The organism is Roseibium sediminicola (assembly GCF_023156505.1).
Taxonomy (GTDB): Bacteria; Pseudomonadota; Alphaproteobacteria; order Rhizobiales; family Stappiaceae; genus Roseibium; species Roseibium sediminicola.
Window position 1 is genome coordinate 73,289 of sequence record NZ_JALNMJ010000011.1, and the last position, 13,190, is coordinate 86,478.

Genomic DNA, 13,190 nt, shown 5'->3' on the forward strand with positions numbered 1-13,190 from the left:
ACTATTTGCCGTTTTCCAGACGCCACGCGTTGAACCTGTCCTTGGTTGAAGGGTCCGTCGGGGGATAGAGCCCGAATGTGGAGGCCCCTTGCCTGACCATCTCTAGCACAAAGTCTTCAAAAACGGTCATTTCGGCTGCCTCACATGCAACCTCATGTGCCATATGGCGTGGAATGCAGACAACACCTTCATTGTCGCCGACAATGATGTCACCCGGAAAGACGGAAACACCGCCACAGGCGATCGGATCGTTGACCGCAACCGCGTGATGCTTGGTCAGGTTGGTCGGTGCGCTGGGACGGCTGTGATAGGCCGGCATGTCTAGTTCCGCGATATCGGGCGTGTCCCGGAAGCCGCCGTCCGTGACGAGGCCGCGGCAACCGCGCGCCTGCAGCCGTGTTGCAAGAATACACCCCGCAGAGGCCGCGGACGCATCCATGCGCGAATCGATCATGAAGACGGCCCCGGCCGGACATTCCTCAACGCCCTTGCGCTGTGCGTTGTTGCGGTCTGCAAAGGATTCCAGATGATCAAGGTCCTCCCGCGCCGGGATATATCTGAGCGTAAAGGCCGGCCCGACCATGTTCGGCCCGGGGCGCAGCCGGCTCACACCTTGAAGATATATGTTCTTCAGGCCGCGCTTGAACATCACGGTTGTGAGCGTTGCGGAGCTGACATTCAGCAGCTTTTTGTGAGTGCTATCGTCAAGGTCTGACATTGAAAAGCTCCGTCACCTTGGTGTTCTGGGCAGGTCGATGGTTCCAAACGACTATCTCCCGACGCTTAATTTGTCAATTATTTGTAATTTTCTGAACTCAAGACCCAGGCAGCGCCAAGACCTTGGCTCCGGCAGCCACACACGGCTCAAATGACACGGGCCTTACCAGGTCACGGTTTAAGTCCCTTTTGCAGATTACTGAAAATTTTCACTTTTTTGAGACACATCGAGCCTTCGCTCCAACGTTTGGCATCGATCGGCGGCAGACACGCCTCCAGGAATGCCGCCTTTCTCATGCGCCTGCAGCACGGCCAACACGAGGGTCACAGCTCGGCGATAGATGATCGAAAATGCGATCTCCAATTAAAATTAATCGATTGAATTTCGACCTTTTGACAAGTTCTCCTTATTGTCTTGCCAAACCTCATTTCGAGAAATCTTTTGCAAAAACAGCTCTTTAAACCAAATATGCGTAAGAATTTGTTCGCTAGTTTTTTCAACTTGTAAAAATTTGTAAATTGCGTATCGTCTTGCCTGGTCAAACAGGGAGGAACTCATGACCCTATTGAAATCTTTGAAACTGAGCGCCGCTTTTGTCGCCGCCATCGCGACCTCCGCGGCGGTCCTGTCGGCCGAGGCAAGGGAATTGCGCGGCTGGAACATTCATGTGGAGGACTATCCCGTCTCTCACGGCATGGAAGCCTTCGTGAAGGAGGTCAGCGAAAAGTCCAACGGCGAGATCACCGGCAAGGTCTTTCATGGCGGTGTGCTTGGCTCGCAGCCGGATGCCATCGAACAGACCCGCCTCGGAGTGATCGATTTCGGCGTCTTCAGCCTCGGGCCGATGGGCCAGGTCGTTCCGGAAGCCAACGTCGTCTCACTGCCGTTCATCTTTAAAAGCGTGCCGCAGATGTACGAGCTCATGGACGGCGAGGCCGGAGCAGCCTTGAGCAAGGGCCTTGAAGCAAAGGGTATTGTCGCGCTCGGCTATTATGACGCTGGCGCCCGGTCCTTCTACACCTCGGTGAAGTCCATCCAGGAACCGGAAGACCTGACAGGTATGAAAATCCGCGTCATGAACAACGACCTCTTTGTCGGCATGGTTGACAGCATGGGTGGCAACGCAACGCCGATGGCTTTCGCCGAAGTGTACCAGGCGATCAAGACGGGCGTCGTCGATGGCGCGGAAAACAATCCGCCGTCGTATGAATCCACCAACCACTTCGAAGTTGCGAAATTCTATTCACTGACCGAGCACCTGATCATTCCCGAGTGCTTGTGCATGAGCAAAAAGACTTTTGACGCCCTGACGCCCGAGCAGCAGGACATCGTCAGAGAAGCCGGGCGCAACAGCACGGCATTGCAGCGCGAGCTCTGGCAGAAACGCGAGGCTGCGAGCATGGCGAAAGTCGAGGAAGGCGGTGTTGCCGTGAACAAGGTCGAGGACAAAGCCGCATTCCAGGCGGCAATGGCGCCGGTGTATGATGCCTTCCTGGCACAGAACCCGGATCTGGTTGACCTCGTCGACCTTTTCAGAAACGCGCAGTAACACCGTTGCCCGGGGCCGTGCCAACTCCTCTGGCACGGCCCTGCGGGCTCTGGAGCAGCCTCAATGCCTCATAATGCAAACGTCTGGCATCAGCTCGAAATCTGGCTGGACCGCCTGAAACGCCTCTGCGTTCTGGTCGGCTCGGTCGCCCTGGTCGTCCTGGTCGCGACATTCGGCTGGCTGGTTTTCGGACGCTATGTTCTCAACCAGACCCCCACTTGGGTCGAACAGCTCGCGCTTCTTTTGATCTGTTACATCACCTTTCTCGGTGCCGCCATCGGCATCCACGAACAGTCTCATCTCGGCGTCACCTTCCTTCGCGACGCGCTGCCCGCGCGCCTGCGGCAAGGGCTTTTGCTGCTGACGGACCTGTGCCTTGCCCTTTTTGGCGCCGTCATGCTGTCGGCGTGTCTAGAGCTATTCGAGTTCGGCTGGTCAACACGGCTGCCGATGCTGAACATTCCCGAAAGTTTCAGAACACTGTCGGCGGTTCTGTGCGGCGGGCTGATGATCGTTTTTGCCGGAGCGCGAGTTCTCATGAGAGGACATTTTCTGCTGCGCGGCGAGATCTACCAAGACAAGAAGGTAATCTGACATGGGTCTCGCAATCCTGCTTGGCGTCTTCGGCGTCAGTGTGATCCTGGGCGTGCCCGTCGCTTTCGCCATGGGCATCTCGGCCGCGGCAGCGTTCTGGTACGAGGGCTTTCCGCTGCTGATGACCTTTCAGCGCTCCATTTCGGGCGTGGCGTCCTTTTCCCTGCTGGCAATCCCCTTTTTCGTCTTTGCCGGCGAATTGATGCTGCATGGCGGGATCGCCGTGCGGCTGGTCAAGCTGGCCTCGTCGCTAGTTGGTCATGTCCGTGGGGGACTTGCCTCGGTGAACATCTTTTCCAGCATGCTGTTCGGTGGCATCTCCGGATCGGCAATTGCCGACATTTCGGCCCTGGGATCGTTGCTCATTCCGGTAATGAAGGGCAAGGGCTACAGGCCGGACTACGCGGTCAATGTCACCGTCACCTCATCGATCGCCGGGATCGTCATCCCGCCGAGCCACAACATGATCATTTTCGTGGTCGCGGCCGGTGGCGGGATCTCCATTTCCAAGCTTTTCCTGGCCGGCGTCATTCCCGGTATCCTGATGTGCATCTGCCTGGCAATCGCAGCCTATGTCGTCGCCCTGAAGCACAATTACGGCGCGGAGCCCTTTCCCGGCTGGCGCGTTGTCGGACAGACGGCGATTAGCGCCATTCCTGGCCTGATCACGGCGGTCATCATTGTCGGCGGCGTCCTGTCCGGTATCTTCACCGTGACCGAGTCGGGTGCTTTCGGCGCGATCTATGCGCTTCTGCTGACGGCCCTTGTCTACAAGAGCCTCGACTGGGACAGCTTCGTGATCTCGGTGACCTCCGCGCTCAGAACGACCGCCATGGTCATGATCCTGATCGGCTTCGCCAGTTCCTTTGCCTATCTGCTGGCGCTCTATCAGGTACCGGCAAAGCTCAGCGAATTCCTGCTCGGGATCTCCGAGGAGAAGATCGTCATTCTGCTGATGATCAATGTGATGCTGCTGATGCTCGGCATGATCATGGACATGGCGGCGCTCATCCTCATCTGCACACCGATCTTCCTGCCGATCGCCCGCGAACTGGGCATGGATCCGGTTCAATTCGGCATCATGATGCTGGTCAATCTTGGCCTGGGCCTGTGCACGCCACCGGTCGGAACGTGCCTCTTCGTCGGATGCGCGGTCGGCAAGATCAGGATCGAGGAGGCGCTCAAGTCGATCTGGCCATTCTATCTGGCGCTTTTCGTCGCCCTGATGCTGATCACCTATGTGCCCGCCTTCTCCCTGTTCCTGCCGTCGCTGTTCGACTGACGGCCCGGCAGAAAAGAAGGCCAGCCAATCGCGGGCCAAGCCCACACCTTCTCGGCCGGACAGTCCGGCAGCCAAATAGTTATTTAAGGACAAGATCATGAAACTTATGGGAAAAGCTGCAATCGTGACCGGGGGCGGCAGGGATATCGGCCGGGCCTGCGCCCTGAAACTTGCCGAAGAAGGTGCCTCTGTCGCCATCAACTATTTTTCCAGCAGCGCCGGTGCGGAAGAAACGGTTGCGTCGATCAAGGCCGCCAGCGGCACGGCGTTCGCCCTTCAGGGAGACCTGAATTCCGAAGCCGATGTTCGGTCTCTGGTCTCCAGAACCGTCTCGGAATTCGGCCGCCTCGATGTGTTGGTGAACAATGCCGGCGGCTTGATCGCCCGCAAGACCATTGCCGAGATGTCGCTGGATCATTGGCGCGCGGTGATGGATCTCAACCTGACCAGCACATTCCTGATGATCAAGGCGTGTCTTCCGCATCTAAAGTCCGGCGCGATCGTCAACATTGCCAGCCAGGCAGGACGCGACGGTGGCGGCGGCGGCGCGGTGGCCTATGCGGCGTCCAAGGGCGCAATCATGACCCTGACCCGGGGCCTCGCCAAGGAACTCGGCCCGGACATCCGCGTCAATGCACTCTGTCCGGGCATGATCGACACCGACTTCCACAACGTCTTCACCAAGCCGGAAGTGCGCAAGACAGTCGAGGCCGCAACGCCCCTGAAACGCCAGGGCACGCCCGAAGATGTCGCCAACCTTGTTGCCTTCCTGGCAACCGACGATTCTGCCTTCGTGACCGGCGCAAATGTCGACATCAATGGCGGCCTGTTCTTCAGCTGATTTTTGAACGGAAAGGATGCGGGCCATGGCCGTGTTTGATGTTGTTAAAACCGGGGAAGGCGTGACCCGCCAGGTTCTGGCCGATCATCCGGAGCTGATGGTGGTGGCGTTCTGCTTCGCAAATGCCGGAGCCGAGGGCGCATTGCACAATCATCCGCATGTGCAGTCGACCTTCGTGGAGAGCGGGCGGTTCAGGTTCTTCCTCGGCGAGGAACAGCGGGAGGTTTCGGCGGGCGACAGCTTCGTCATTCCCTCCGGCCTGACCCATGGCTGCGTCTGCCTGGAGCCCGGCCGGCTGGTCGATTGCTTCACGCCAAGACGAGACGATTTTCTCTGATCAGACCCCAGCCCCTCAGAAGCCAGGGAAAGTGACTGCGTGTTTCTTTCCCGCTCCAATTTCAAGGAAACCGGAATGCGCTTCCTGTCCATCGGCGAATGCATGGCCGAATTCGCACCCTGCGGCACGCCCGGAACTTTTCGCATGGGATTTGCCGGAGACACGTTCAATACGCTCTGGTACCTGCGTGCCCTGCGTCCCGACATTGAAGCAGCCTATTTCACGGCGGTCGGAACGGACAACATTTCGGACAGCCTGATCAGGCAAATGCAGGTAGCCGGCATCGACACCTCCCTGATCTTGCGACGCTCCGACCGGACCATCGGTCTCTACCTCATAGAACTTGCAGATGGCGAAAGGAGCTTTTCCTATTGGCGCAACATGTCCGCCGCCAAATGCCTCGCCGAAGAAATAGAAACCTTGACCGAGGCAATTGCCGCCGCCGACGTCATCTATTTTTCCGGAATAACTCTTGCGATCCTCAAGGCCGATACGCGCGGTTCCCTTCTGGAGACCCTGCGGCAGGCGCACGCAGCCGGAAAAACCGTCGCCTTCGATCCTAACCTGCGTCCCGGACTGTGGCCCGATCCGGAGACCATGAAGACGGTTGTCATGTCGGGCGCCTCGGCCAGCAACATCGTGCTGCCCTCCTTTGAAGACGAGGCCCTTCATTTTGGCGACGCCGATCCCGGCGCGACCATCGAGCGTTATCTTTGCGCCGGCGCGGACCGTGTCATTGTCAAAAACGGCCCGCACCCGGTCGCCTTTGGCCACCAGGGGAAGCGTGACACCGTCCCTGTCGCGCGGATTTCCAACATCGTCGACACAACGGCGGCGGGCGACAGTTTCAACGCGGGTTATTTCGCGGAACTGGACCGGGACATCCCGCAACACGACATGATCGCCGCAGCCTCCCGTGTCGCGGCAAAGGTCATTCAGGGACCGGGGGCGCTCGTCCAGCTGTGACGGCTGCGGGGAAGAAACAACAAGGCCCCTTGGCTGGTCGCGATCTTGCCTTTGAAGCCGCACGGCTATCCAGCAACAAAAGACGGCGTCAATTTGCGGCGCCCCTGCGCTCGCAGGGGTCGCGCTCGCTCACCAACGGCTCAGGCGTTGCCGCAGGAAAAATCGCCGCGACACGATAGCTGCCCTGATCGCCAAGTGTCAGCATCAAGGTCACGGAATGTCCGGCTCCAATGCCGGGTGCGATCTTCGCATAAGGAGCAAGTGGAAGGTCCATGGTCATTGCGGGCCAGCCGATCGCTGGATTGGCTTCGTGACTGACGTTCACGGCCCCTTCCGACAGCGAATTGATCACAGCACGCAGATGGATAGCGCCAAAAAGCTGCGCGCCGATGCGTTCGAGTTCCGCATGATACATGTTCTCGGGTGGCAGCTGAACAGCGACCGGATTTGCCGACCTGTGCAGCCCGGCCCGGGAAGGTGTCGACAAAACGATTGTCAGCAGGCCTGCAAGCACCGCTGCCAGGAAGATGGGGACAGGTTTCATGTTCTCTGTGAGATGTTCTTTGGATAAGTTCGCTTGCGGCCAGGCGCAGCCTCCCGGGCGGGTTGGTCCGGGAGGCGGCTGCCGGTCTCAGCTTAGTTCGGCATGATCGCGCCGATTGCGTACATGCCGTCGTCGCCTTTCACCAGCATCAGGGTGACGGTGTCGCCGGCGTTGATGCCGCCCATCATCTGGGCGCCTTCCAGAACGGTCAGGTCCATGGTCATGGCCGGCCAGCCGATCTCGGGGATCGGGTCGTGGCTGACATTGGCGGTGCCATCGCCAATGGAATTGACGACGGCCTGGGCGTGAACCGCGCCTTCGATCTGTTCACCGGACATCGGCATGTTGGAATGATCCATGCCATGCGAGGACTGCGCCAGGGCAGCGGGCGTCATGGCTAGGGACAGGAAGGCCAGGAGCGTGAGAGTCTTCATTTCAGGGTCCTTTCTTTGGAGTGCTTGGTGTTCCACGGGATCATTCGGCCGGCTGCGCCGTTCCGATGTCCGGTGTCCTTTGGCTGAGTTCGCGGTTCACGCGCGGGAGCGCGAGCCGCTTCCAGATGACGAAAATCGAGGGAATGACGAAGAGGGTTAAAAGGGTCGCCGTTGCCATACCGCCCACCATGGGAGCGGCAATCCGCTGCATGATTTCCGACCCCGTGCCTTGCCCGTACATGATCGGGATCAGGCCTGCGAAGATGGTCGCGACCGTCATCACCTTGGGCCGGACACGCAGCAGCGCACCTTCGAAGACAACCTCCTCGACGTCCAGGGTGGTCATTTTCCGGGCCTCGCCTGCGGCAAGTTTCTTCCGCTTCTCCCAGGCCAGGTTGAGATAGAGCAGCATGACGATGGCGGTCTCGACGGCGACCCCCGCCAGCGCGATGAAGCCGACAATGACCGCGACCGACATGTCGAAATCGAGGTACCAGAGGAACCAGACGCCACCGGCCAGCGCGACCGGCAGGGCGGCCAGGATGATGCCGACCTCAATCACCCGGTTGAACGCCATGAACAGCATCAGGGTGATGATCAGCAGCGTCGCCGGGGCCACCAGCTTCAGACGCTCCTGCATGCGTTCGATATATTCGTACTGGCCGGACCACGAGATCGAATAGCCGGGCGGCAATTGGACCTTCTCCGCCACCACCCTGCGGGCTTCCTCGACGTAGCCGCCGAGGTCGCGCCCGGCGATGTCGATGAAGACGAAGCCGGTGCGGCGTGCGTTTTCAGACCGGATCATGCCCGGGCCATCGACGACGCTGACCTCCGCCAGCGCTCCGAGCGGGATATGGGCGCCCGACGGTGTCACCACCGGCAGGTCCCGAAGGCGTTCCGGACTGTTGCGCCACTCCTGCGGATAACGCAGGTTGATCGGGAAGCGTTCGAGCCCTTCGACGGATTCCGAGACCTGCATGCCACCGATCGCGGTCTGCACAACGTCCTGGACGTCACGGACGCTCATCATGAACCGAGCGGCGGCCTCCCGGTTGACGTCGATCTCGACAAACCGGCCGCCGACGGGCCGTTCGGCATAGGCCGACGCGGTTCCCGGAATGCCGGACACGGCGGTCTCGACCTCGATGCCCACCTTTTCGATGACCTCAAGGTCCGCACCGGTGATCTTGACCCCGACCGGGGTCTTGATGCCCGTCGCTAGCATGTCGATCCGGTTCTTGATCGGCTGAATCCAGACATTGGTGACGCCCGGGATCTGAACCGCCTTGTCCAGTTCCTCCCGAATGCGATCCATGGTCATGCCGGTACGCCAGTCGGACTGCGGTTTCAGCTGAATGGTTGTCTCGATCATCGTCAGCGGCGCCGGATCGGTCGCGGTGACCGCACGGCCCAGCTTGCCGTGGACGGTCAGCACCTCCGGCACGGTGGCGATCAGCCGGTCCGACTGCTGAAGGACTTCACGCGCCTTGCCGATGGAGACGCCCGGATAGAGCGTCGGCATGTAGAGGAAATCACCCTCGTTCAGCTCCGGCATGAACTCCGTGCCGATCCGCTGGAGCGGCCACCACAGCGAAGCGACCAGGGCGGCCGCCAGCAGCGTCGTTGCCCAGGGCCAGGCGACGGCGGCGTCCAGGAACGGCCTATAGATCCAGATGACGATCCGGTTTAGCGGGTTTTTGCTCTCCGGCAGGATCCGGCCGCGCACGAAATAGCCCATCAGCACCGGCACCAGCGTGATCGAGAGGATCGCCGCCGCCGCCATGGCATAGGTCTTGGTGAAGGCAAGCGGCTTGAACAGCCGGCCCTCCTGTCTCTCCAGAACGAAGACCGGGAGGAAACTGACGGTGATGATCGCAAGCGAGAAGAACAGCGCCGGGCCGACTTCCGAGGCACATTCGCCGACGATCTTCCAGCGGTTTTCCGGGGTCAGCTTTTCGTGTTCCAGTCGGCGGTGCATCGCCTCGATCATCACGATGGCCGCGTCCACCATCGCACCGATCGCGATCGCGATCCCGCCAAGGGACATGATGTTGGCGTTGACGCCCTGCAGCTTCATGACGATGAAGGCCGCGGCGATGCCGAGCGGCAGTGACAGCAGGATGACCAGCGACGAGCGGATGTGCAAAAGGAAGGCCGCACAGACCAGCACGACCACGATGAACTCTTCGGTCAGTTTTTCCTTGAGGTTGTCTATCGCCCGCTCGATCACACCGGAACGGTCATAGGTCGTGACGATCTCCACGCCCTCGGGCAGACTGGCGCGCAGTTCACCGATCCTGGCCTCGACGGCCTTGATCGTCGCCAGGGCATTGCCGCCCCAGCGCAGGATCACCACGCCGCCGACCGCATCGCCTTCACCGCCGAATTCGCCGACCCCGCGGCGCATTTCCGGCCCGAGGCGAATGTCGGCGACATCCCCGAGCGTCAGGGCGGCGCCGCGGTCATTGACCATCAAAGGTGCCTTGGCGAGGTCGGCAAGTTCGTCGACATAGCCGGTGGAGCGCACCATGAATTCGGCTTCACCCATCTCGATGACGCTGCCCCCGGTCTCCCGGTTCGCCGCCTGAATGGCATTGCGGATCTGGGCGAGCGTCACGTCATAGGCGCGCAGCTTGTTCGGGTCGACGACAACCTGGTACTGCTTGACCATGCCGCCGATGGTGGCGACTTCCGAGACACCGTCGACGGTCTGGAGTTCGTATTTCAGAAACCAGTCCTGCAGGGCCCTGAGCTGCGACAGATCGTGACTGCCGGTCCTGTCGATCAGGGCATATTGATAGATCCAACCGACACCGGTGGCGTCCGGCCCGAGCTGGGGCGACACGCCTTCGGGCAAGTTTGCCGAAATCTGCCCCAGATATTCCAGAACGCGGGTCCGGGCCCAGTAGAGGTCGGTGCCGTCCTCGAAGACGATGTAGACATAGCTGTCGCCGAAGAAGGAGAAGCCCCGAACATCGCTTGCGCCCGGAACGGCCAGCATTGCGGTGGCCATCGGGAAGGTGATCTGGTCCTCGACCACTTGCGGCGCCTGGCCCGGATAGGGCGTGCGCACGATCACCTGAACGTCCGAAAGGTCCGGGATCGCGTCGACCGGCGTTTCGCGGACCGCCCAGACCCCGGCAACGGCTATCATGACGGCAAGCGCCAGCATGATGAACCGGTTGGCTATGGAGGCGCGAATGATTGCGGCAATCATCACATGCTCTCCTCAAGGCGCGTCCCGACCAGCGTCATGGAAAAATCCGGATTGCGCCGCAGCAGCAGCGTGATCTCGCGGTCCAGGGGCAGATCGGAGGTCCCGAGCGCCGTATCGACGGCAAAATCCATCGTCATGCCCGGCATGCCGATCTCGGTCATCGGCCCGTGCGTGATGTTCGCGGTCCCCGCGTCCGCATCGACGGCGTTGATCGTGCCGCGCACTTCCATCGGCGGCGCAACCGGTTCCGCCTTCGCCAGCACCATGGTCATGCCGTCCGGGCGGTCGAAAGTCAGAGTGCTCTCAACGCCGACCGGCAGGGCCTCAAGGTCGAGTTTTTCATCGACGGCAAAGGCCATGGTCATGCCCGGCATGCCGATCTCAGCGATGGGGCCATGGGTGATCGTTGCGCTGGCGGCTTCCGCATCAATGGCATCGATCTTTCCCGAAACGGTGATCGGAGCGGCCGCTTCCGGCTCTGCAGAAGCAGGTGCCGGCGACACCGAGTCCCCACCATCCATCGGGCGAACCGCGACGATGGAGAACAGGCCGCTGTCGTCCTTGGAAAGATCGAACTCGACCGGAACCTCCAGCGGTACGGTCGCAGGATCGAGACCGGCAACCGCCAGGTCCATCTGCATGGCGGGCCAGCCAAGGTCCGGGACCGGGCCGTGATCGAGGGTCAGCTTGCCGTCGGCAGTGACCGCGAGCACGGTGCCCGTCCCGGTCGCAGCAACGCCATCGTCTCTGCCCAGTTCGATCAGACCCAACAGACCGTCGGCGCCCCGTGCCGCGCGAAAGGTCACCTGTTGCCCTTCGCTCAGCCTCTCCAGGGGAACGGTTGCCTGCACCGGAAACCGCGATGTCATGGCCGGCCAGTCCACACTCTCAAGAGCCGCGTGACGGATGGTCGCCATGCGGGTGTCGCGGTTGAGGGCAATCAGCTCGCCGGTGCCGCGCGCGGGGGCTTCGTCGGTCGGCGCCATGCGCATCAGTCCGGCATTGAGCGCGCTTTCGCTGTCGATCAGGAACTGGGCGGAGGCGACGACCTCCTCGCCCGGCGCCAGGCCCTGGGCGACTTCCGTGCGGCCGCCTTCGCCGAAATTGTCGCGCAGGCCTGTCGTGATCAGGCGCGGTTTGAAAGTGCCCTCGCCAACCCTGATGATGACCCGTTCCGCCGCCCCGGTGCGGATGACCGCTTCGGAGGGCACCGTCAGGGCCGTGCGGGTTGCTTTTGGGACGAGGCTGACATTGCCGAACATGTTGGGCCGCAGCAGCCCGTCCGAATTGTCGAACCGGAGACGCACGGGAAGCGTCCGCGTCTGGGCGTCCAGCTCCGGATAGATATAGTCGATCTCACCTTCGAAGCTGCGGCCCGGCAGATGCTCGAAGCGGGCAACGGCGCGCATGTCCGCGCTGAGGCGCGCAATGTCCCGTTCAAAGACATCGACAATCAGCCAGACCTGGTCGAGGTTGGTGATCGAAAGCGCCTGGGTGCCAGGCTGGAGGAACATGCCTTCCGCGGCGCTGATGGCGATGACAACACCGTCGCGCGGGGCTTCGATCTTGATGCGCCGGGCGACTTCCCCGGTTGCCTCGATCTCGGCGATCTGGGTTTCGGAAGCCCCATGGCTGCGCAACTTGTTGCGGGCGGCCTCGACGGACAACCCGTTGCCGTTTTCAAGGGACCTTAGGAAATCGAAAGCCGCGACGCCGAACTCGGGCGAGAACAGCTCGAACAACACTTCGCCCTTGGTGACGCGGTCTCCGACTGCCCGCACATCGAGGGTCTCGATCCAGCCGTCGACACGGGTGTGCACATGGCTGGTCAGGTGTTCGTCGTAGCGCACGAAACCGACGGTCTCGATCCGTTGCGAGATTTCATCGACCTGCGCCAGAGCCGTCCGAACGCCGATTGCGTTTATTTCCGCCGCGGACAGCTTGACTTCGGCAGGGTCGCCGGACGGTTCCTCGCCCGCATAAACGGGGATGAGATCCATGCCCATCGGAGACTTGCCCGGGCCAGGCTGGCGAAAGTTCGGGTCCATCGGGGCGACCCAATAGAGAATGTCGGCGTCCCCCGACGCCGTCTTGTCGGCCGGATTTAGATAAAGTCGCTCAAGAAACACCCCGCCTGCCACGCCTGCGGCAAGGGCCAGGATGCTGAGCGCGGAATAGCGTCCACGCATGATAACCTCTGAGTTGCCATCGGCGGATAACCGACAGCCTGTACAACAACGAAAGCTCGCGCGTTGCGCGAGACGATGTTCTCAGAGGAACCGTGGGGGACGTTTGGGAAGGACGGCATCCGCCACATGCAGGGCATCAGGCAGGGCCTGCCCGAAGGACAGGGAGCGCATGAAGAAGGTGACGCCGGCCTCCAGGCTGCCCAGCGTATAGCCGGCGCAGAGCGCACCGCCGCAACATCTGTCGATATTGGCCTGGTCCCGGTCCTGTGTGTCATCGGCCTGGTCGGCCATGACATGACCGGCCATTTTCTGGCACGGCATGCCAGCCTCGCTTGACGCGGCCTCGGCGGCGGCCGCCATCTGATGCTGCATGGGGGCGCGCGCGACAAAAACCAGCGCAAACGCCAGCAAAAGCGTCGCTGCAAGTCTGCTGAACTGTCGCGCGGATCCAATCATCCTGCGCGATATAGTCCCATGCCCGGAAAATACAAGAGGCTCGATGCCGCGATTTCAATC

General features: G+C 61.1%; 12 protein-coding genes. 6 read left to right on the forward strand and 6 right to left on the reverse strand.

From position 1 onward, the window contains the following. Position 1 precedes the first annotated feature (1 nt). On the reverse strand, positions 2 to 718 hold the full coding sequence (locus M0H32_RS16280) for a ribonuclease activity regulator RraA (protein ID WP_248155885.1): 717 nt from the start codon (positions 716 to 718) through the stop codon (positions 2 to 4). A 556-nt stretch (positions 719 to 1,274) separates the two neighbouring features. On the opposite strand from M0H32_RS16280, the gene M0H32_RS16285 reads away from it, so the two are divergent. The 6 genes from M0H32_RS16285 to M0H32_RS16310 all read left to right on the forward strand — a co-directional run bounded on the left by M0H32_RS16285 (position 1,275) and on the right by M0H32_RS16310 (position 6,287). Continuing rightward, complete coding sequence (locus M0H32_RS16285) at positions 1,275 to 2,267, forward strand: TRAP transporter substrate-binding protein (RefSeq protein WP_248155887.1); 993 nt, start codon at positions 1,275 to 1,277, stop codon at positions 2,265 to 2,267. Positions 2,268 to 2,330: 63 nt separating this feature from the next. Beyond that, positions 2,331 to 2,861: a TRAP transporter small permease gene (locus tag M0H32_RS16290; RefSeq protein WP_248155889.1), complete on the forward strand. Its 531-nt coding sequence runs from the start codon at positions 2,331 to 2,333 to the stop codon at positions 2,859 to 2,861. A gap of 1 nt (position 2,862) precedes the next feature. Continuing rightward, positions 2,863 to 4,143: a TRAP transporter large permease gene (locus tag M0H32_RS16295; RefSeq protein ID WP_248155891.1), complete on the forward strand. Its 1,281-nt coding sequence runs from the start codon at positions 2,863 to 2,865 to the stop codon at positions 4,141 to 4,143. A gap of 94 nt (positions 4,144 to 4,237) precedes the next feature. Beyond that, a complete protein-coding gene (locus M0H32_RS16300; RefSeq protein ID WP_425607330.1) occupies positions 4,238 to 4,984 on the forward strand; it encodes an SDR family NAD(P)-dependent oxidoreductase in 747 nt (248 codons plus the stop codon). A 16-nt stretch (positions 4,985 to 5,000) separates the two neighbouring features. After that, positions 5,001 to 5,321, forward strand: coding sequence for a cupin domain-containing protein (locus tag M0H32_RS16305; RefSeq protein WP_248155895.1), 321 nt, complete (start codon positions 5,001 to 5,003; stop codon positions 5,319 to 5,321). A gap of 75 nt (positions 5,322 to 5,396) precedes the next feature. After that, a complete protein-coding gene (locus tag M0H32_RS16310; RefSeq protein ID WP_248156088.1) occupies positions 5,397 to 6,287 on the forward strand; it encodes a sugar kinase in 891 nt (296 codons plus the stop codon). An 88-nt stretch (positions 6,288 to 6,375) separates the two neighbouring features. Here the strand turns inward: M0H32_RS16310 and M0H32_RS16315 are convergent, their stop codons facing one another. The 5 genes from M0H32_RS16315 to M0H32_RS16335 all read right to left on the reverse strand — a co-directional run bounded on the left by M0H32_RS16315 (position 6,376) and on the right by M0H32_RS16335 (position 13,046). Then, complete coding sequence (locus M0H32_RS16315) at positions 6,376 to 6,831, reverse strand: copper-binding protein (protein ID WP_248155897.1); 456 nt, start codon at positions 6,829 to 6,831, stop codon at positions 6,376 to 6,378. A 92-nt stretch (positions 6,832 to 6,923) separates the two neighbouring features. After that, the gene (locus tag M0H32_RS16320) at positions 6,924 to 7,265 is read right to left on the reverse strand and encodes a copper-binding protein (protein WP_248155899.1); all 342 of its coding nucleotides are present in this window, start codon (positions 7,263 to 7,265) and stop codon (positions 6,924 to 6,926) included. Positions 7,266 to 7,305: 40 nt separating this feature from the next. Continuing rightward, positions 7,306 to 10,485 (reverse strand): efflux RND transporter permease subunit, encoded by a 3,180-nt coding sequence (locus tag M0H32_RS16325; RefSeq protein ID WP_248155901.1) that lies wholly within the window; start codon positions 10,483 to 10,485, stop codon positions 7,306 to 7,308. Next, a complete protein-coding gene (locus M0H32_RS16330) occupies positions 10,485 to 12,674 on the reverse strand; it encodes an efflux RND transporter periplasmic adaptor subunit (protein WP_248155902.1) in 2,190 nt (729 codons plus the stop codon). Before M0H32_RS16330 ends, M0H32_RS16325 begins: the two co-directional genes overlap by 1 nt. An 81-nt stretch (positions 12,675 to 12,755) precedes the next feature. Then, positions 12,756 to 13,046 (reverse strand): hypothetical protein, encoded by a 291-nt coding sequence (locus M0H32_RS16335; protein ID WP_248155904.1) that lies wholly within the window; start codon positions 13,044 to 13,046, stop codon positions 12,756 to 12,758. Positions 13,047 to 13,190: the final 144 nt, after the last annotated feature.